Genomic DNA, 13,960 nt, shown 5'->3' with positions numbered 1-13,960 from the left:
AGACCGGGCCAGACCCGAGCCGACGACCGACTTCACCAGGTCGTGGCGACGGTCCGCTGGGCGACCCATACGTCGTCATGACGGGCGTAATCGGTGGCCAGGCACAGACGCCAGCCTGCACGGGTGCCGTACACGGTGGCGTCGGTCACGGTCCGGACCGTAAGGCGGGCCGTGCCGTCGCCATCGACGTCGAGCGCTGTGTCCTTCTCCTCGATGGAGTGGTAGACGAACTGCCCCTGCCGCATCTGCGCCAGCCACTCGGCCTTCGGCTGCACGTATCCCGTCATGTGGGTGAGAGTGAAATCCTCCGCGAGCAGGTCACCGAGAGTTGCGGTGTCCCCTTCGAGCATGGCGTCAAGGTAGGCGCGGTGGGCTCCCCGCAGTTCCGCGATGGCCGTTGCATCGGGGGTGGGCATGGCGACTCCTTGCCGGGGCTGTGGGTTGGGTCCGGATCCCTCGTTGTGGCTGCTGTTACGCCACGTCCAGTGTCCCTGCGGTCGGGATGCCGCACCTACCGGGCGGCACCGCCAGCAACCAGTGGTGCCGCCCATCTGCGCGCCGACACACCGGCTCAACAGCGGCGCGCGACGCCGACGCACGGCGCCGGCCGAACCACGTGTGAGCATGAGGCTCCGGAGTGCCCGTCACCGCTCACCCGGCCATCCCTGGGAGGAGAACTCATGGCCGCGCTCGAGTTCATCGTGATCCTCGGGTGCGCCCTGCTCGCCAGCGGGGCCCTCGCCCACCGGCTTCGAGTGGCCGCGCCCGTCCTGCAACTGGCCGCCGGCGTGGCCCTCGGTTTCGTGCCCGCGCTGCGTGAGACGGAACTCCCGCCGGATGTGCTGCTGCTCGTCTTCCTGCCGGTGCTGCTGTACTGGGAGAGCGTGACCACCTCGCTGCGTGCGATCCGTCGGGACCTGCGCGGCATCGTGCTGACCGGCACGCTTCTGGTCGCCGTCACCGCCTGGGCCGTGGCCGCGCTCGCCCACGTGCTCGGTCTGCCGTGGGGCCCGGCCTGGGTGCTCGGCGCCGCTGTGGCACCGACAGACGCCACCGCCGTCAGCGTGGCATCCCGGCTCCTGCCCCAGCGCAACGTCACACTGCTGCGCGCCGAATCTCTCATCAACGACGGCACCGCGCTGGTCGTCTACAGCCTCGCGGTCGGCGTCACCGTCGGCTCCGAGCACCTCAGCGTGGCCCACGTAAGTGGTCTGGTGGCGCTGTCCTACGGTGGTGGCCTCGCGGCTGGAGCGGTGGTGGCGTGGCTCGGCATCCAGCTTCGGCGCCGGGTGCGCCAACTCGGCGACACGCTGCTGGACAACCTGACCATCATCCTGATCCCGTTCGGCGCCTACTTGGTAGCCGAGCAGGTCGAGGCGTCAGGCGTGCTCGCGGTGGTGGTGTGCGGGCTGATCATGAGCCAGGCCGGGCCGAGCCTGGGCCGGGCCGCGGCCCGGCGGCAGACAGAAGCCTTCTGGTCCCTAGCGATGTACCTCCTGAACGGCGCCCTGTTCGTTCTGGTCGGGCTCGAAGCACAAGCGGCGGTCCGCGCCTTGTCCGGTACGGCTCTGACCGAGGCCGTAGTGATGGTGGTGGCGGTGGCGTGTGCGCTGGTCATCGTCCGCTTCCTGTTCCTGTTCGTCGCGGTGTACACCATCAGGGCGTTGGACCGGCGTCCGCAGCAGCGCGGACGCCGGATGGGGCACAGCGCCCGGGTGGTCAGCGCTCTGGCTGGCTTCCGCGGAGCCGTTTCCCTGGCCCTGGCCCTGTCCGTGCCCTACACGCTCGACTCCGGCACGTCGTTCCCCGACCGCGACACGATCGTCTTCGTCACCGCCGGTGTCGTCGTCGCCACCCTCGTGGTGCAGGGCCTGGTGCTTCCGGCCGTCGCCCGCTGGGCACGGCTGCCCAAGGGCACGGACTCCGAGCAGGAGCTCGCCCTCGCCCGGATCGCTGCCTCTCGGGCCGCGCTGGACGCTCTCCCCGCGACGGCGGCCGACCTCGGTACCGACGCCGAGACTGTCGAGAAACTGAAGACCGAGTACGAAACGCACCTGAGTACAGTGCACGCCGCCGGTGCCGCGAGTGACCCTGAGTCCGAACCTCTGCTGCGACGCCGGCGACAGGAGACCTCCCTGCGCCTGGCGCTCCTGGAATACAAGCGCTCCGCCGTCATCGCCCTGCGCGATGGGCACCGCATCGATGACGCCGTTCTGCTGCGGTTGCAGGAACAACTCGATGCAGAGGAAGTACGCCTCGCGCAGGCAAGCCAGAACGAGTGACCGCCCTCGCGGGCGTTAGCAGCTGTAAGGCACCGGGCGAAAGAGGGGCGGCACCCGGGCGGGTGCCGCCCCTCGGCGTTGAGCCCGCGGTCAGGACCGGCGCCGCCAGCGAGTCAGGTCGGGGACGGATGCCTGAGCGGCCACCTGCTGCTCCAGGGCCGCGTTGATCTCCTTGAGCTTGCTGTTCTCGATCTCCAGGACGTGGACGATCCGCGCTAGGAGCTGCGCCTGTCCACGCAGATCGTCGCGTTCGGCGCGGACGCGGGCCAGATCCTGCTGCTGCTTGGCCGCGCGGGCCCGGACCGAATCAGGCAGCGCATCGAGGACGGGGCTGCGGGCCTTGACCAGGGCGTAGAACAGGTCCTTGAGACCGGTGTGCTTGTGGGTGAGCTTGTTGCGGCGCAGTCCGGCTTCGGTGGCCAGGGAGACGACGGTCAGCTTGCCGTCGGAGCGCAGTGGGGCGCCGATCAGCAGGCGCACCATGGCGTCGGTGATCGCTCTGATCTCCGCGGCGTCCTCGGCGGTGGCGTGGCCCTGGGCGTGGGCGTAGGCGTCGCCGACGAGCTGGGCCAGCGCCGCGCCGTCGTGCGGGCCGGGGGAGGCTGCGGCGGGGGTGCTCATCGTCGCTCCTCGACGCCGGTGCCGGCCTGCTGGGCGTCGTGGCGGCGGATGATGTCGTTGAGCTGGGCCTTGCGCTGCTGTTCGCGGGCGGCGATGGGGTAGGGGTCGAGGCCGGCGTCGGCGTCCGCGTCGATCCGCGCGACCTCGGTGCGCAGGGCGATGATCTGGCTGTCGGTGCGGCTGATGTTCGCGCACGCCGGGTGGCAGCGGGAGTGGTCGGGGGTGCTCCTCCGGGCGCCGTCGCCCGCCCGGTCGCGGTCGGGGCTGCACAGCGCGGTGAACGCGACGTGGTTGCAGGTCAAGAAGGCCCTGGGGTCCTCGTAGACCTGGAGGCGGGGGTTGGCGACCAGCGCGCGCAGTTCGCGTCGTCCGAGGTAGGTCCCGGCGTAGCGGTCGGAGAACTCGGCGGCCGCGGCGCGGTAGCGGTCGGCGGCCGGGCCGCTGACCTTCTCGCCGGCGGCGATGCGTTCGCCGGCCCCGGCGAGGGTCTCGGCCAGGGCCAGGCCCTTCTCCTGGTCTAGAACCTCGAGCATGTCGGCCTTCGAGCGGCCGGCGTAAGACTCCGACATGGCGGTGGCCGCGTGCCCGTACTGCACCGCGAGCGCGATCCGGCCGCCGGGCTGGCGATAGATGAACCAGGTAATGGTGCGGCGGAAGCGGCGCAAGGCGACGGCGCCGTCGGGATCGGGCGGGATCAGCTCGTGGGGCCGGTCACGGGCGGCGGCGAGCTGGTTGGCCCAGGCGGTGAAGGCACGGAACCGTTCCACTGCGGTGTCGGAAGACAGGCCGGTGCGCGGCATGCAGGTGCCCTTGGCATACCGGTAGAGGGTGCGGGTGAACAGCTGCTCGCCGTCTTCGAGTTCCTCGACGACGGCGATGGCGTGCGCGACGGGCTCCAGCACGATCCACGGGTCCTCTCGCTGCTCGCCTTCGCCGATCGCGTTGCCGTCCTCGTCCAGGACTCCCTTAAAGTGCCGACCGCGAACCTCGAACCGTACGGTGCCGTCGTCGCGCTCCGCGCGGGTGCAGCAGCCGCGGCGCAGGGCCAGGACCTCCTCGGGCCGCATGCCGGAGAGGTAGGCGCAGCAGATCAGGGCGGCAGTGGACAGATGCAGCATCAGGTTGTCCACGTCGTCGAAGCCGATCTGCTCTCGCCACGGGAAGCCGCCGATCCGGGCGGCGAGCGGAACATCGAGGACCGGGGCGGGGCCGAAGTCGTCCGGGGCGAGCTCGTCGGACAGGATGCCGCGGGCGCGGGCGACCTGGGAGGTGGTGACGCCGAGGGCTCCGGCCAGGAAGGTGTTGGCCATCGGCGGCGGCGCCCCGCCGAAGCGGGCGCGCACGGCGGTCGCGCCGGGCGCACCGCTGGAGGGCAGCTTCTGCCCGGCTGCGAGAAGGCCGCGCAGATGGGCCACCGTGGCCTCGGTGCCGCCGAGCGGGGCGCGGTCGGGGATCGCGGCGAGCAGCCGGCGATGCTCGCGGGCGGCGGCCAGGATGTCCGGGGACAGGTCCAGGACCGTGCGCAGCGCCCACACCAGCAGCGGGGCCATGACGGCCGGGTGCACGATCGCGACGCTGTTCTCGCCGCCCGGGGTGTCGTCTTTAGTGCCGAGGAAGTCGGACATGACCGCGACCGGGTCCTCCCACGGCGGCATGACCAGCCGGTCGCTCTCGGGCAGGTAGGGGGCGTAGGCCCACAGTCGAGAGATGACCCACAGGGCCTTGGCGTCGGTGCGCCACCGGCGGCCGAGCGGGCGCAGGTGCTCGGCGTATGCCTCCAGGTCCCCTGTGGTGACCTGGGAGAGCTCGGTGATGGCGCGACCGTCGAGCCAGGTGGCGAAGCGGATCCAGATCTGAAAGTTGTGGCGCAGGGTGGCCGGTTGGGTGGTGGAGCGCGAGGCGCGCTGCTGGAGCAGCACGGCCGGGTCGGGATGTTCAGTTCGGCGAAGGCCGCGCGCATCATGCCGGGCCGCAGCCCGGCGGGGCAGCGGGTCCAGTCGATGACCAGCGAGCGGTTGGACTCCCTGGGGCTGATCAGCGCCAGGCGCCAGGCCAGGTCGCGGAAGCGTGGCAGCTGCTCGGGGTCGAAGCCGGGCCGCAGCCGGTTGAACGGGAGGACGAAGGTGTCTGAGACCGGGTCGACGACTTCCGGGCCGGCGGGGGCGGGCGTGGACGCGCTCACGGGTCGAGCCTCCGTTCCAGCATCGCGTGGATCAGCTCCCGCTCGCTGTCGGCCACGGCGGCGACCAGCTGGGGCCGCGCGTCGGTGGTGGTGTAGGTGGTGAGGAAGTCGCCGATTCGTGTGTGGTGCGTCGCCCAGTCTGCGGCCCACACTGCCGGGGTCACGGCTGAGCGCAGGGACTCCAGCGCCTTGTGCAGGTAGGCGATGCGGGGCAGGTCGCGGCCGGTGGCCACCGCGTTGCGGCAGGCGAAGCACAGCAGGAACGACACCGCGCACGGCATCCCGGCCTTGCTGTGGTCGGAGTTGAGGAAGTCCGCGCACGAAGCGACCGGGGTGCGCATCCGGCCGGCCACGATCCGGCGCGCCACCTCCACGTCAATCCCGGTCTCCTTGACCACGAGCTCGGCACTCACCTCGCCCTTGGCGTCGACCTCCTCGACCAGGCGCATGGCAAGCGTCTGCCGGGCGGAGGCCAGCGCCTGGGCCAGCCCGAGCTCCACCGCGCCGCGCGAGGCGGCGCGGACGTCCTCGTCCTTCAGCTGGTAGTCCCGCTCGTGGGTGGCCTGGGTGTTGTTGCGGGCCCGGCCGTGGTGCGCCTGCGCGCTGTGGCGCAGCGCCTGGGAGTTCACCCGGGTGGGCAGGTCGACGCCGTCGGCGCGGACCTGCTGCTGCCAGCGCCGGATAGCGCCGTCCAGGGCTTTGCCGAGCGCGTGGTCGCGGAGATTCTCGCTTCCGCCGAGGCCGCGGTGGCCGACCAGCAGCTTCGTCGTGGGACGGCCCAATGCCTCCAGGGTGGTCCTGGCCGGCGCGGTCAGCTCCAGCACGTGCCGCAGGGCCCGGCCGCTGGAGCCCTCGCCGACGTCGACGAGCGTGTTGCTCGCGTGCCGACGCCGTCCGCGCCGGGCCTTGTCCGTGTCGACCTAGTGCACGGCGGGGTCCTCGCGGTCCGCGTTCGGCCACCAGGTGGGCACGTCCATCTTCTTCAGCACCGACAGGTTCCATGCCTCGTGCACGATCAGCAGCACGGCCGCCGCCCCGATCTCCGACGGCGTCGCGAAAAGACGGCTCAGCGAGGCGGCGTTGCCCTCGAAGCCGCACGCGCGCTCCGCGTACGCGGTCACCGAGTGGTCGTTACTGCTGTTGTAGCGCGGAAGGTCCCCGGTGCGGGCCAGCACGTCCAGCACCTCACCGAGGGGCCAGTCGCCGTCCCCGCGCTCGATCGCGCCTGCCCGCCACCGCTGAAGGATCGCGGTGTTCACCGCGATCCGCAGCCGCCCGGTGCGCACCGTCGCGGCGGCCATATCCCGGATCCCGCGCAGTTCCTCCCGTGTGTGGGCCTGCTTGCGCGGGCGTCCGCGCCGGGCTGGCGGCCGGCGCCGCGGCGTCTGCAGGAACTCCTGGGTCGCCTTCGGCAGCCCGGGCGCCCGGCGGACGACCGCGGCCAGGACCCGGCGGACGTGGATGTCGCCGGTCCACTGCTTCCACCACTCCACCGTGATCTGCCCGGTCGCGGTGACAGGTGGCTCGGCCGCTGCGGCGTCCCTGAACAGCAGCCGCAGCGTGCTGGCGTTCGTCTGGTAGGTGTCTTCGCTGCCCCAGCCCCGGCCCTGCGCGGCCAGTCCGGCCACCAGCGCCCGCCGGAAGTCGACGGGCCCGGGGCTGTCCCGGAAGTCCCACACACCCAACGACTTCCCGGCGCCGCTGACCGGGCGGATGACCAGGCCGTCCGCGTCCAGCACCGGCGCCTTGCGGTAGTCCGTCGGCGGCAGCGCCGCCCGGCGCCCGCTCATGCCGCGTCCAGGATCAGGCCCGTGCGCGCCGCCAGCTCCGCGATCTTCTCCGCGTTCACGGGGTTGTCGTCGTCACCGAGCAGCGACTCCAGCTGCAACCCGCGCACCGGCTCCAGGTACACGTCCCGCGTCACCTGCTCGCTGCGGTGCCCGAGCATGTCCTTGACCATCAGCCAGACCTGCCCGTACACCTCCTCGTAGTGCAGGCGCTCGGCCGGCGTCAGCCCGAGCCGGCGGTCCAGCGCGTTGTGCAGCGCAACCAGCGTCCGCAGAGCCATGGAGTGCCGCAGCATCTTCGGCGTCGCGAAGACGTCGAGCCCCGCAGCAGCGCACCGGTCGCTCGCCCGCTCGAAGACCTTCGTCCAGCTCGTGTACCGCAGCGGCAGCCCGCTCTCGGTCAGCCACAGCATCGCCGGTTCCAGGCCGTCCTCGCCCTCGACGAACAGCAGCATCCGTTCGGCGGACGTCAGCCTCCCGAGCGCACTCTCTCCCGTACGCCCGTCGCGGCTTCTCCACTGCACGCGGCCCGCCCGGTTGACCTTCTGGATGATGCGCAGGCCGGGCAGCCGGTCGTAGACGCCGCGCCGTCGCGCGCGGGCTACCGCCAAGGCGCGCGTGCTGACCCGGTAGCCCTCGACGCGCTGCAGCGCCGGATGGCCGACGTAGAATGTGTAGCCGGCTCGCTTGGCCACGGCCTGGCCCGCCCTGCCCGCGTAGTAGTTCCGTCGCCCGAGCGCCGGGAGTTCGCAGAGCAGCAGGGTGCCGCCCTCGCGGCGCCGCAGGCCGCTGGAGTACATCAGGTCGGCGTAGGCCGTGTCCCGGCCGGCTGATCGGCCGCGTCACGCCTCGTCCTCCAGGCCGCCCGGCAGCATGCCGCCGAGCCCGACGCTGCGCCACAGCCGAAAGGCGCGGGGCGACAGCCACTTCACGTCCGAGGTCTTCACGTCCGACGGCGAGGTGAGCGTCACCGGGTTCGACGATACGAGGCCGCGCTTAGCCGCGATGGCGTACAGCAGCTTCAACGCGGCCCGCTCCTTCGCCCACGTCCCGCCGTCGACCGGCGCCGGGTTCGTCGCCCCGCGTCGGCGCCAGTCCTCCCAGTCCTCGACGTCGTCCTCCGACGCCTCGTCCCAGTCCAGCCCGCGCTGCCACAGGAACGTGAAGAACAGCCGGTAGAGCAGGGCGTACGTGACCTGGGTGCCCTGCGACTTGGCCGAGAACGCCGAGCGTCGCAGGCACTCACTCAGCCGAGGATCGACCCGGCCATCCGGCGAGACCAGGATCGGCTGCCGCTCGCGCAGCCCAAGCGCCCGCTCACGCTCCTCCAAGTCCTCCCAGCGGGGACGGGTCGGCCCTCTGCGGGATCACCACCGTCACCAACCCAGAACAGCCGCCATTCGTATGCCATTTGACTCCCTCAGCCGCAACACGACATGAGGCAACACAGCGTATGTCCACAGAACACCGCTACGCAGTGCTCCCAGGTGCGCTGGCAGGAGCCGCCCATGACGATCAGGGCTCCGTGCCCGAGCGGGCGGCGGACCGTGGCACCGCCACCCCCTGCCGGGCGAAGCAGCAGGTCGCGGGGTGCGCCCACGGAGAGGATCGCGACCATGGTGTCCTCGCGCCGGCCATGGTGAACGGCTCACCGAGTTCGTCGCGGTAGTGCGCGGTCAGCGCGTCGCGCGCCTCGGCGAGCACGGGGTGGGGGAGCGGGTCGTCCGCGCCGTAGAAGGCGAGCAGGCGCGGTACGGCCACGATGTTGTGGTACAACCTCACGGGTAAGTTCCAGCGAGGCTAGCGGATAGGCTCGTGACCTGCGTTTCGGCAGGTCAGGGGAGTCAGGACCAATTGAATGATCTCGACGTTCCGTGGCGCTCGCGGGCGGGTACTAGCGGTGCTGTCGCTGACTCGATGCTGACTTTGGCGATGGGCCGTCAGGTGACTTTGAGTAGTCGGCCGTGAGGCCGCGGGACGGCTACCGTCAACATCATTAACCTTGCGGCAGCGAAGGTAACGTGTGGCGGTGCAAGGGGCCCGCAACACCACCGGGACCGTTGCCTGCGTGGCTCAGGCATCAGCCGTACCGGAAAGCCGTCGGCCACTCTTCCTCCGCCGCCGAGAAGCGGCGGAGCCCGGTGCCTGGCGTCGTGAACGTTTTCTGTCTATCTGCGAAGAATGTTTGTGCGACCGGCGCGGGGGTCGGCGAGGTCGGTGGTCTCGACGAAGATGCGGTCGCACTTCTCACGGCGCCGCATCAGCGTACCTAGGATGCTGATGAGATCATCGCCGCCCGCGGGGCAGCAGATGCAGCCGTTGTTCAAGTCCAAGATCTAGCGTTTGGGTGTTTTCGCAGGTCAGAGCCCTAATCGCGGTCTCCAGGTCAGCAAAAGGTCAGCATTAGGCTGGCCGGTGTCCGGCATGCTGACCTGCGCCCGCGGCAGGGGCCTCCTGCGCCGCCCATCGCCCTGCTCGGAAGGCTTGATGCGTGGCTCGACAGCTCGCTCGTGGAATGGGGTCGTTCTTCAAGGAGTGCGGTTGTTCCAGGCCGACCCGCTGCCCGCACCCGTACACGATTCGGTTCCGGGACGCTCTCGGCAAGCAGCGTGAAGAGGCCGCTTCGGCACGCAGGATGACGCGATCGAGCGCCTTACGCAGAGATCTACGCGGAGAAGAAGAAGACGGCGCCGTCCGTTGCCGAGGCCCGCCAGCCGACCGGATCGGGTAGCATGCGTGACACGCGAATCACCTTGGGGTAGGTGCATCGCTGGTGGCAGGCGCACAGGTGCGCCCCAGATCCGGACCGGTCCGATGGGATGGCATGGGAGAAGGATCGTTCGGAGCTGTCGCCGTCAGCGCGGTGACGTGGTGCGCACGGTCGCCCGGATCTCCGTCTGGCGGTGTCGCATGGCACCAGGGCGCCGTAGCCCGCCGTCCGGCTCGCCCCAGACGATCACGACCTCAGTGCCGTCCTGGGCGTACTGCTGGTCAATCACTCCGAGCGAGGCGAACGAGCCGATGTTCACAGTGTAGCCGGACCAGCCGGACCAGCCGATCTCGGTGTCGCCGAGCAGGACTGTGTCATAGTTGTGGGCCGCGTAGCAGGGAGTCGGAATCGTCAGTTCCCGAGCCGGCAGTTCGTCGAAGAGGCTGCTCGCGATCGTTCGGGCCACGTCGTCGTTGTGCCACTTCAGCCACACCTGGCGGCGGGACTGGTCCTCGCGCCTGCGCAGCAGGCCGTCTCGTCCCACGAAGTCGTGGTCGAGGTTGACGGACTTGTGGTAGCCCAGCTCCCACGGGGTTACGTAGTAGTCCGTGATGTCCTCGCGAACGTAACTCCCGCCCAGCGAGTTGCGTGCCTCCCAGCTGTCGGTGCCGAGCCATTCCCGGTAGGACCGGTGTGCCTCGCCGGAATAGATTCCGGGCACGGGCATGCCCAGCCATCCCGACTCGACGCACGTGGTCGGGTAGGAGAGCGCCCCGCCCTCCTGCAGGCCGAACTCGGCTCCGGCCGCGAGAATGGCAGCCTTGACCTCGTCCGCGTAGGCGGCTGGACCGTAGACCTCGAGCCCCGTGCTCTCCTCGCCCGGGAGGCCGCTCATCGTGTGGTTCAGTGCGCGCACCGGCCGGCCTGCGACGCTGAACTCGCCGATCCGGAAGAACTTGATGGGAGGAAGGGTGCCGCCGGACGCCTTGCTCATTGCGGCCAGTGCCGAAGGTCCCTGGATGATGAAGTGGAAGTTTCGCTTGGGAGGAAGCTTCCGGTCCGAAAGGGCCGGGGTCTCATCGTGGGATATCTCGACGTCGTACCCGCCCGTTTCCGCGTGGTAGGTGATCCAGTTCGCCGCGAGCGGCGAGCCCACGGTGACGTACTCATCGTCGTCCAGACCGAACAGGATCGCGTCGTCGATCAGATGGCCGTCATGGCCGACGGCGACCAGACGCCGGGCTCGGTTTCTTCCGAACGTGGCGAAGTTGTTGGCCGCGGTCTCGCTGAACAGCTTCCGAACATCCGGGCCCTTGAAGTAGACGTTCGAGCCGAAGGAGGTGATGTCGTAGAAGATCGCCTCGGTGGCCCACTTACGCTGCTCATCCCGCCAGTTGGTGACTTCGGCCGGGATAGGGAAGGGATACTTCCCGATGGGCGCTTCGCGCAGCATGCGGACTGCGCTGCCCGCCTCTTGGATCAGGTCTTCGACACTGCGTGCGGCCATGGTGGTCCTTCCGGTTTGTATCGGACAAAGGAGGATGAGGAGAGGCGAGGGGGTGTTCGCGGTGCTCCCATGACCGGAGCGACACCGCGACGCGATCCGAGGGTTACGGCACCGCGGGAGTTGTCGGCGTTGCGTCGCCGGGCGTGACGTCCGCGCCCCGCACCACCCGGTTGAGGACATCCCCGGATCTGAAGCTGACGATCGCGCCGCAGATCAGGGCCGCTGCCACTAGCGTTGCGCAGACCAGGACCGCCGCCGTGCCGTTGGAGACAGCCGCCTCAGGGCCGAACCCGCCGCCCGGGCCAGGCCTGGAGCAGACGACCAGGACAAGCGCTCCGCCGAATGCGGTGCCGATCCACTGGCCCGTCATCACCATGCCGCCTGCCGCCCCCGCGTCGCGCCCGGGAACTCCGGACAGGGCTGCCGCGAAGCTGGGCCCGACAAAGGCCCCGGAGCCGAGTCCTCCGACGAACAGCGGTACTGCGAGCACGAGCGAACCGGCTTGCGGAGCGGCGGCCAGAATCCACCACGTCACGGCTAGCCCCGCACCGAGCGCGGCGAGCGACCCCGGGACGACCCAGTGGCCGATCCACGCGGCCGTCCGGTCGCTGATCACCGCACCGAGGATGCTGCCGACCGAGAAGGGAAGGGCCACCAGCGCGGCAGACAGCGCTGATTCGCCCCGGCCGCTCTGCCACAGGATGGCGAGCGCCACATAGATGCCCAAGCCAAAGCTAGCGAATGCGAAGAAGATGGACACGGTCCCCAGTGAGAACGGCGCACGGCGAAACAGATTCATCGGAAGTACGGGGCTCAGGCCCCTCCGCCCGAGCCTGCGTTCCCACAGCACGAAGGCAAGTGTCAGGACGACCGCCACGCTCCAGCAGTCCCAGGACCAAGAGGGAACTCCCTCGCCGGTCGCCTGGATCAGCGGGATGATGCAGCCGCCGATCGCACCAGCCAGCAGCAGCATGCCCAGGATGTCGAAGCGCCCGGACTTCTCCGGCGCCTGCCCTGACGTCAGCTTGCCGGCAAACGCCAGTGCGGTCGCGCCGAACGGCAGCGCAAGGGCCAGTGCCCAGCGCCACCCGGTGCCAAGTCCCGCAGCATCGACGAGCCAGCCTCCGGCGAGGGGCCCTACAAGCGAGGCGACCCCGGTCATCGCGGTGTAAGCGGCTATCGCGCGCACACGGCCAGGACCGGTGAACATCAGCTGGATGAGTCCGAACACCGCTGCGATCATCATGCCCCCGGCCGCTCCGTGCAGAACCCGGGAGATCGACAACATCGCCTGGGAGACCGCCAGGACGACGGCTACGCCGGTCAGCACATACAGCGATGTTCCTATGACGAACAGGCGCCGGTGCCCGTGCCGGTCGCCCAGTCGGCCGGCAGGCACCAGGGCTATGGCGAAGGCGACTGTATACCCCGAAACCGCCCAGGAGAGCGTGGCCTGCGAAGCTGCGAAGCCCTCGGCCGACCCGAGCGACGGCAGTGCCACGTTCGTCGCGGTGGGGTCGATGATGGCCATCGCCCCCGCCAGAAGCAGGACGACCAGCCCCACCCATGCCGTTTTGGTTCCAGTTGCCTTCTGCGTACCTGCTCGAGGCGTTGTCGCATCACTCATGCCGACCTCCGTGCTCAATGCAATGGGGGCGCACGCAGGGTCGCCCGGAAATGGAGGAACTGGACCAGTAGTCACACCCGGGGTCCTGACTCCTTCGAGGCCTCGGATGGCAGCGCAGACCTTACGCAGCACGCCCAAACAGCGCAAGTGCTATCTTTGAAACAATGCGAATGCTATGTTGAGTGTTCGTTGCCTGGTCAGAGCCTGCTGCGATTCCGGGCGTCAGGGTGCTGACACCGCCTCACGCTGTCCTCGTCAGCCCCTCGGAGGCCCAGCCGCCAGGTTCCATCAGGCGCATTACCTTCCGTGAACAGTTCACCGGTTCGCGCCCAACAACCAGCCAAGGCGCAGGACCGGTCGTCGCGACGGCGCGCCCCTTGCTGCACGCCGTTGAGCCCTATCGCAAGCGCTTTGTTCGGCCGCGAGAGAGGGATCCCTGTGCCACATAACCCGACAGGTCCACCGCCCGGCGCGCCCGTCGCCGATCTTCTGCACGACTGCTCCTTGGAGATGACAGGCCGAGACAACCCAGGACTGCTGGCCGCTCGGCACCTCATCACCCGTGGAACCCAGATCAACATCACGTACCTCGGCACCGAGGACATGAGTGCGCGGATCACTGCCGCGCAGACAGTGAAGGAGAGCGGTTTCATTCCCGTTCCCCACCTGTCGGCCAGGAGACTCCGGTCGGCCGCTGAACTCACCGCACATCTCGACCGGCTGCAGGAAGCAGGCGCAACCGAGCGGGTCTTCGCCGTCGGTGGCGATCCGGCCACGCCCGAGGGGCCGTACGAGGATTCGCTGGCCCTGATACGTTCCGGGCTCCTTGCCGACTACGGAGTCCGCTCCGTCGGTATCGCCGGCTACCCGGACGGTCACCCTGGTATCTCGGAGGACGACCTGTGGAAAGCCCTGGACGACAAGATCTCCATCTTGACCGAACAGGGCATAGGCGTTGAGATCATCACGCAGTTCGGCTTCGATACCCAACCCGTGGTCTCGTGGCTCCGGGCAGTGCGCGAGCACGGCATCCATGTCCCCGTTCGGGTTGGTATTCCCGGCCCGGCAGGTGTCAAACGGCTGCTCGGCTACGCCCGGCGTTTCGGTGTGGCCTCGTCGGCGGGCATCGCGAAGAAGTACGGGTTTTCCCTGACCAACCTGCTGGGCACCACGGGCCCGGACCGCTTCGTCGCGGACCTGGCCGCTCGCCTGCGGACCGCGGCGCTAGTGCCGCATCAGAGAAC

12 protein-coding genes and 1 pseudogene are annotated in these 13,960 nt (G+C 69.6%); 2 read left to right on the top strand and 11 right to left on the bottom strand.

What is annotated here, in order from left to right:
- Positions 1 to 32 precede the first annotated feature (32 nt).
- On the bottom strand, positions 33 to 416 hold the full coding sequence (locus BZY54_RS07150) for a nuclear transport factor 2 family protein (protein WP_086723709.1): 384 nt from the start codon (positions 414 to 416) through the stop codon (positions 33 to 35).
- A gap of 264 nt (positions 417 to 680) precedes the next feature.
- Here BZY54_RS07150 and BZY54_RS07145 point away from each other — a divergent pair, with 264 nt between their 5' ends.
- Positions 681 to 2,282: a Na+/H+ antiporter gene (locus tag BZY54_RS07145; RefSeq protein ID WP_086723707.1), complete on the top strand. Its 1,602-nt coding sequence runs from the start codon at positions 681 to 683 to the stop codon at positions 2,280 to 2,282.
- Between the two features lie 90 nt (positions 2,283 to 2,372).
- Here the strand turns inward: BZY54_RS07145 and BZY54_RS52135 are convergent, their stop codons facing one another.
- The 10 genes and pseudogenes from BZY54_RS52135 to BZY54_RS07090 form a co-directional block, all read right to left on the bottom strand.
- Positions 2,373 to 2,903 (bottom strand): hypothetical protein, encoded by a 531-nt coding sequence (locus BZY54_RS52135; RefSeq protein WP_208640581.1) that lies wholly within the window; start codon positions 2,901 to 2,903, stop codon positions 2,373 to 2,375.
- Positions 2,900 to 4,822: a hypothetical protein gene (locus tag BZY54_RS07135; protein WP_086723704.1), complete on the bottom strand. Its 1,923-nt coding sequence runs from the start codon at positions 4,820 to 4,822 to the stop codon at positions 2,900 to 2,902. Before BZY54_RS07135 ends, BZY54_RS52135 begins: the two co-directional genes overlap by 4 nt.
- A gap of 259 nt (positions 4,823 to 5,081) precedes the next feature.
- Positions 5,082 to 5,909, bottom strand: a complete 828-nt coding sequence (locus tag BZY54_RS07130) for a hypothetical protein (RefSeq protein ID WP_086723702.1) — start codon at positions 5,907 to 5,909, stop codon at positions 5,082 to 5,084.
- Positions 5,910 to 6,005: 96 nt separating this feature from the next.
- Positions 6,006 to 6,875: a hypothetical protein gene (locus tag BZY54_RS07125; protein WP_086723700.1), complete on the bottom strand. Its 870-nt coding sequence runs from the start codon at positions 6,873 to 6,875 to the stop codon at positions 6,006 to 6,008.
- Positions 6,872 to 7,672: a hypothetical protein gene (locus BZY54_RS07120; RefSeq protein WP_086723699.1), complete on the bottom strand. Its 801-nt coding sequence runs from the start codon at positions 7,670 to 7,672 to the stop codon at positions 6,872 to 6,874. Before BZY54_RS07120 ends, BZY54_RS07125 begins: the two co-directional genes overlap by 4 nt.
- A 42-nt stretch (positions 7,673 to 7,714) precedes the next feature.
- Positions 7,715 to 8,203, bottom strand: coding sequence for a site-specific integrase (locus BZY54_RS07115; RefSeq protein ID WP_086723697.1), 489 nt, complete (start codon positions 8,201 to 8,203; stop codon positions 7,715 to 7,717).
- 140 nt (positions 8,204 to 8,343) lie between these two features.
- Positions 8,344 to 8,648: pseudogene (locus BZY54_RS07110) on the bottom strand (alpha-ketoglutarate-dependent dioxygenase AlkB); the annotation flags it as partial.
- Between the two features lie 392 nt (positions 8,649 to 9,040).
- Positions 9,041 to 9,199: a GTP-binding protein gene (locus BZY54_RS52865; protein ID WP_244217015.1), complete on the bottom strand. Its 159-nt coding sequence runs from the start codon at positions 9,197 to 9,199 to the stop codon at positions 9,041 to 9,043.
- A 528-nt stretch (positions 9,200 to 9,727) separates the two neighbouring features.
- Entirely contained in the window at positions 9,728 to 11,089 is a 1,362-nt protein-coding gene (locus BZY54_RS07095; RefSeq protein ID WP_158103825.1) for an aminomethyl transferase family protein, read from the bottom strand.
- A 103-nt stretch (positions 11,090 to 11,192) separates the two neighbouring features.
- Entirely contained in the window at positions 11,193 to 12,716 is a 1,524-nt protein-coding gene (locus BZY54_RS07090; RefSeq protein WP_086723694.1) for an MFS transporter, read from the bottom strand.
- 510 nt (positions 12,717 to 13,226) lie between these two features.
- On the opposite strand from BZY54_RS07090, the gene BZY54_RS07085 reads away from it, so the two are divergent.
- On the top strand, positions 13,227 to 13,960 hold a 734-nt coding region (locus BZY54_RS07085), incomplete at its 3' end, for a methylenetetrahydrofolate reductase (RefSeq protein WP_107419669.1).

It is taken from the genome of Streptomyces carpinensis, from assembly GCF_002154505.1.
GTDB classification, from domain to species: Bacteria; Actinomycetota; Actinomycetes; order Streptomycetales; family Streptomycetaceae; genus Streptomyces; species Streptomyces carpinensis.
The sequence above is the reverse complement of the archived record's forward strand: the minus strand, read 5'-3'. Positions and strand labels throughout refer to the sequence as shown.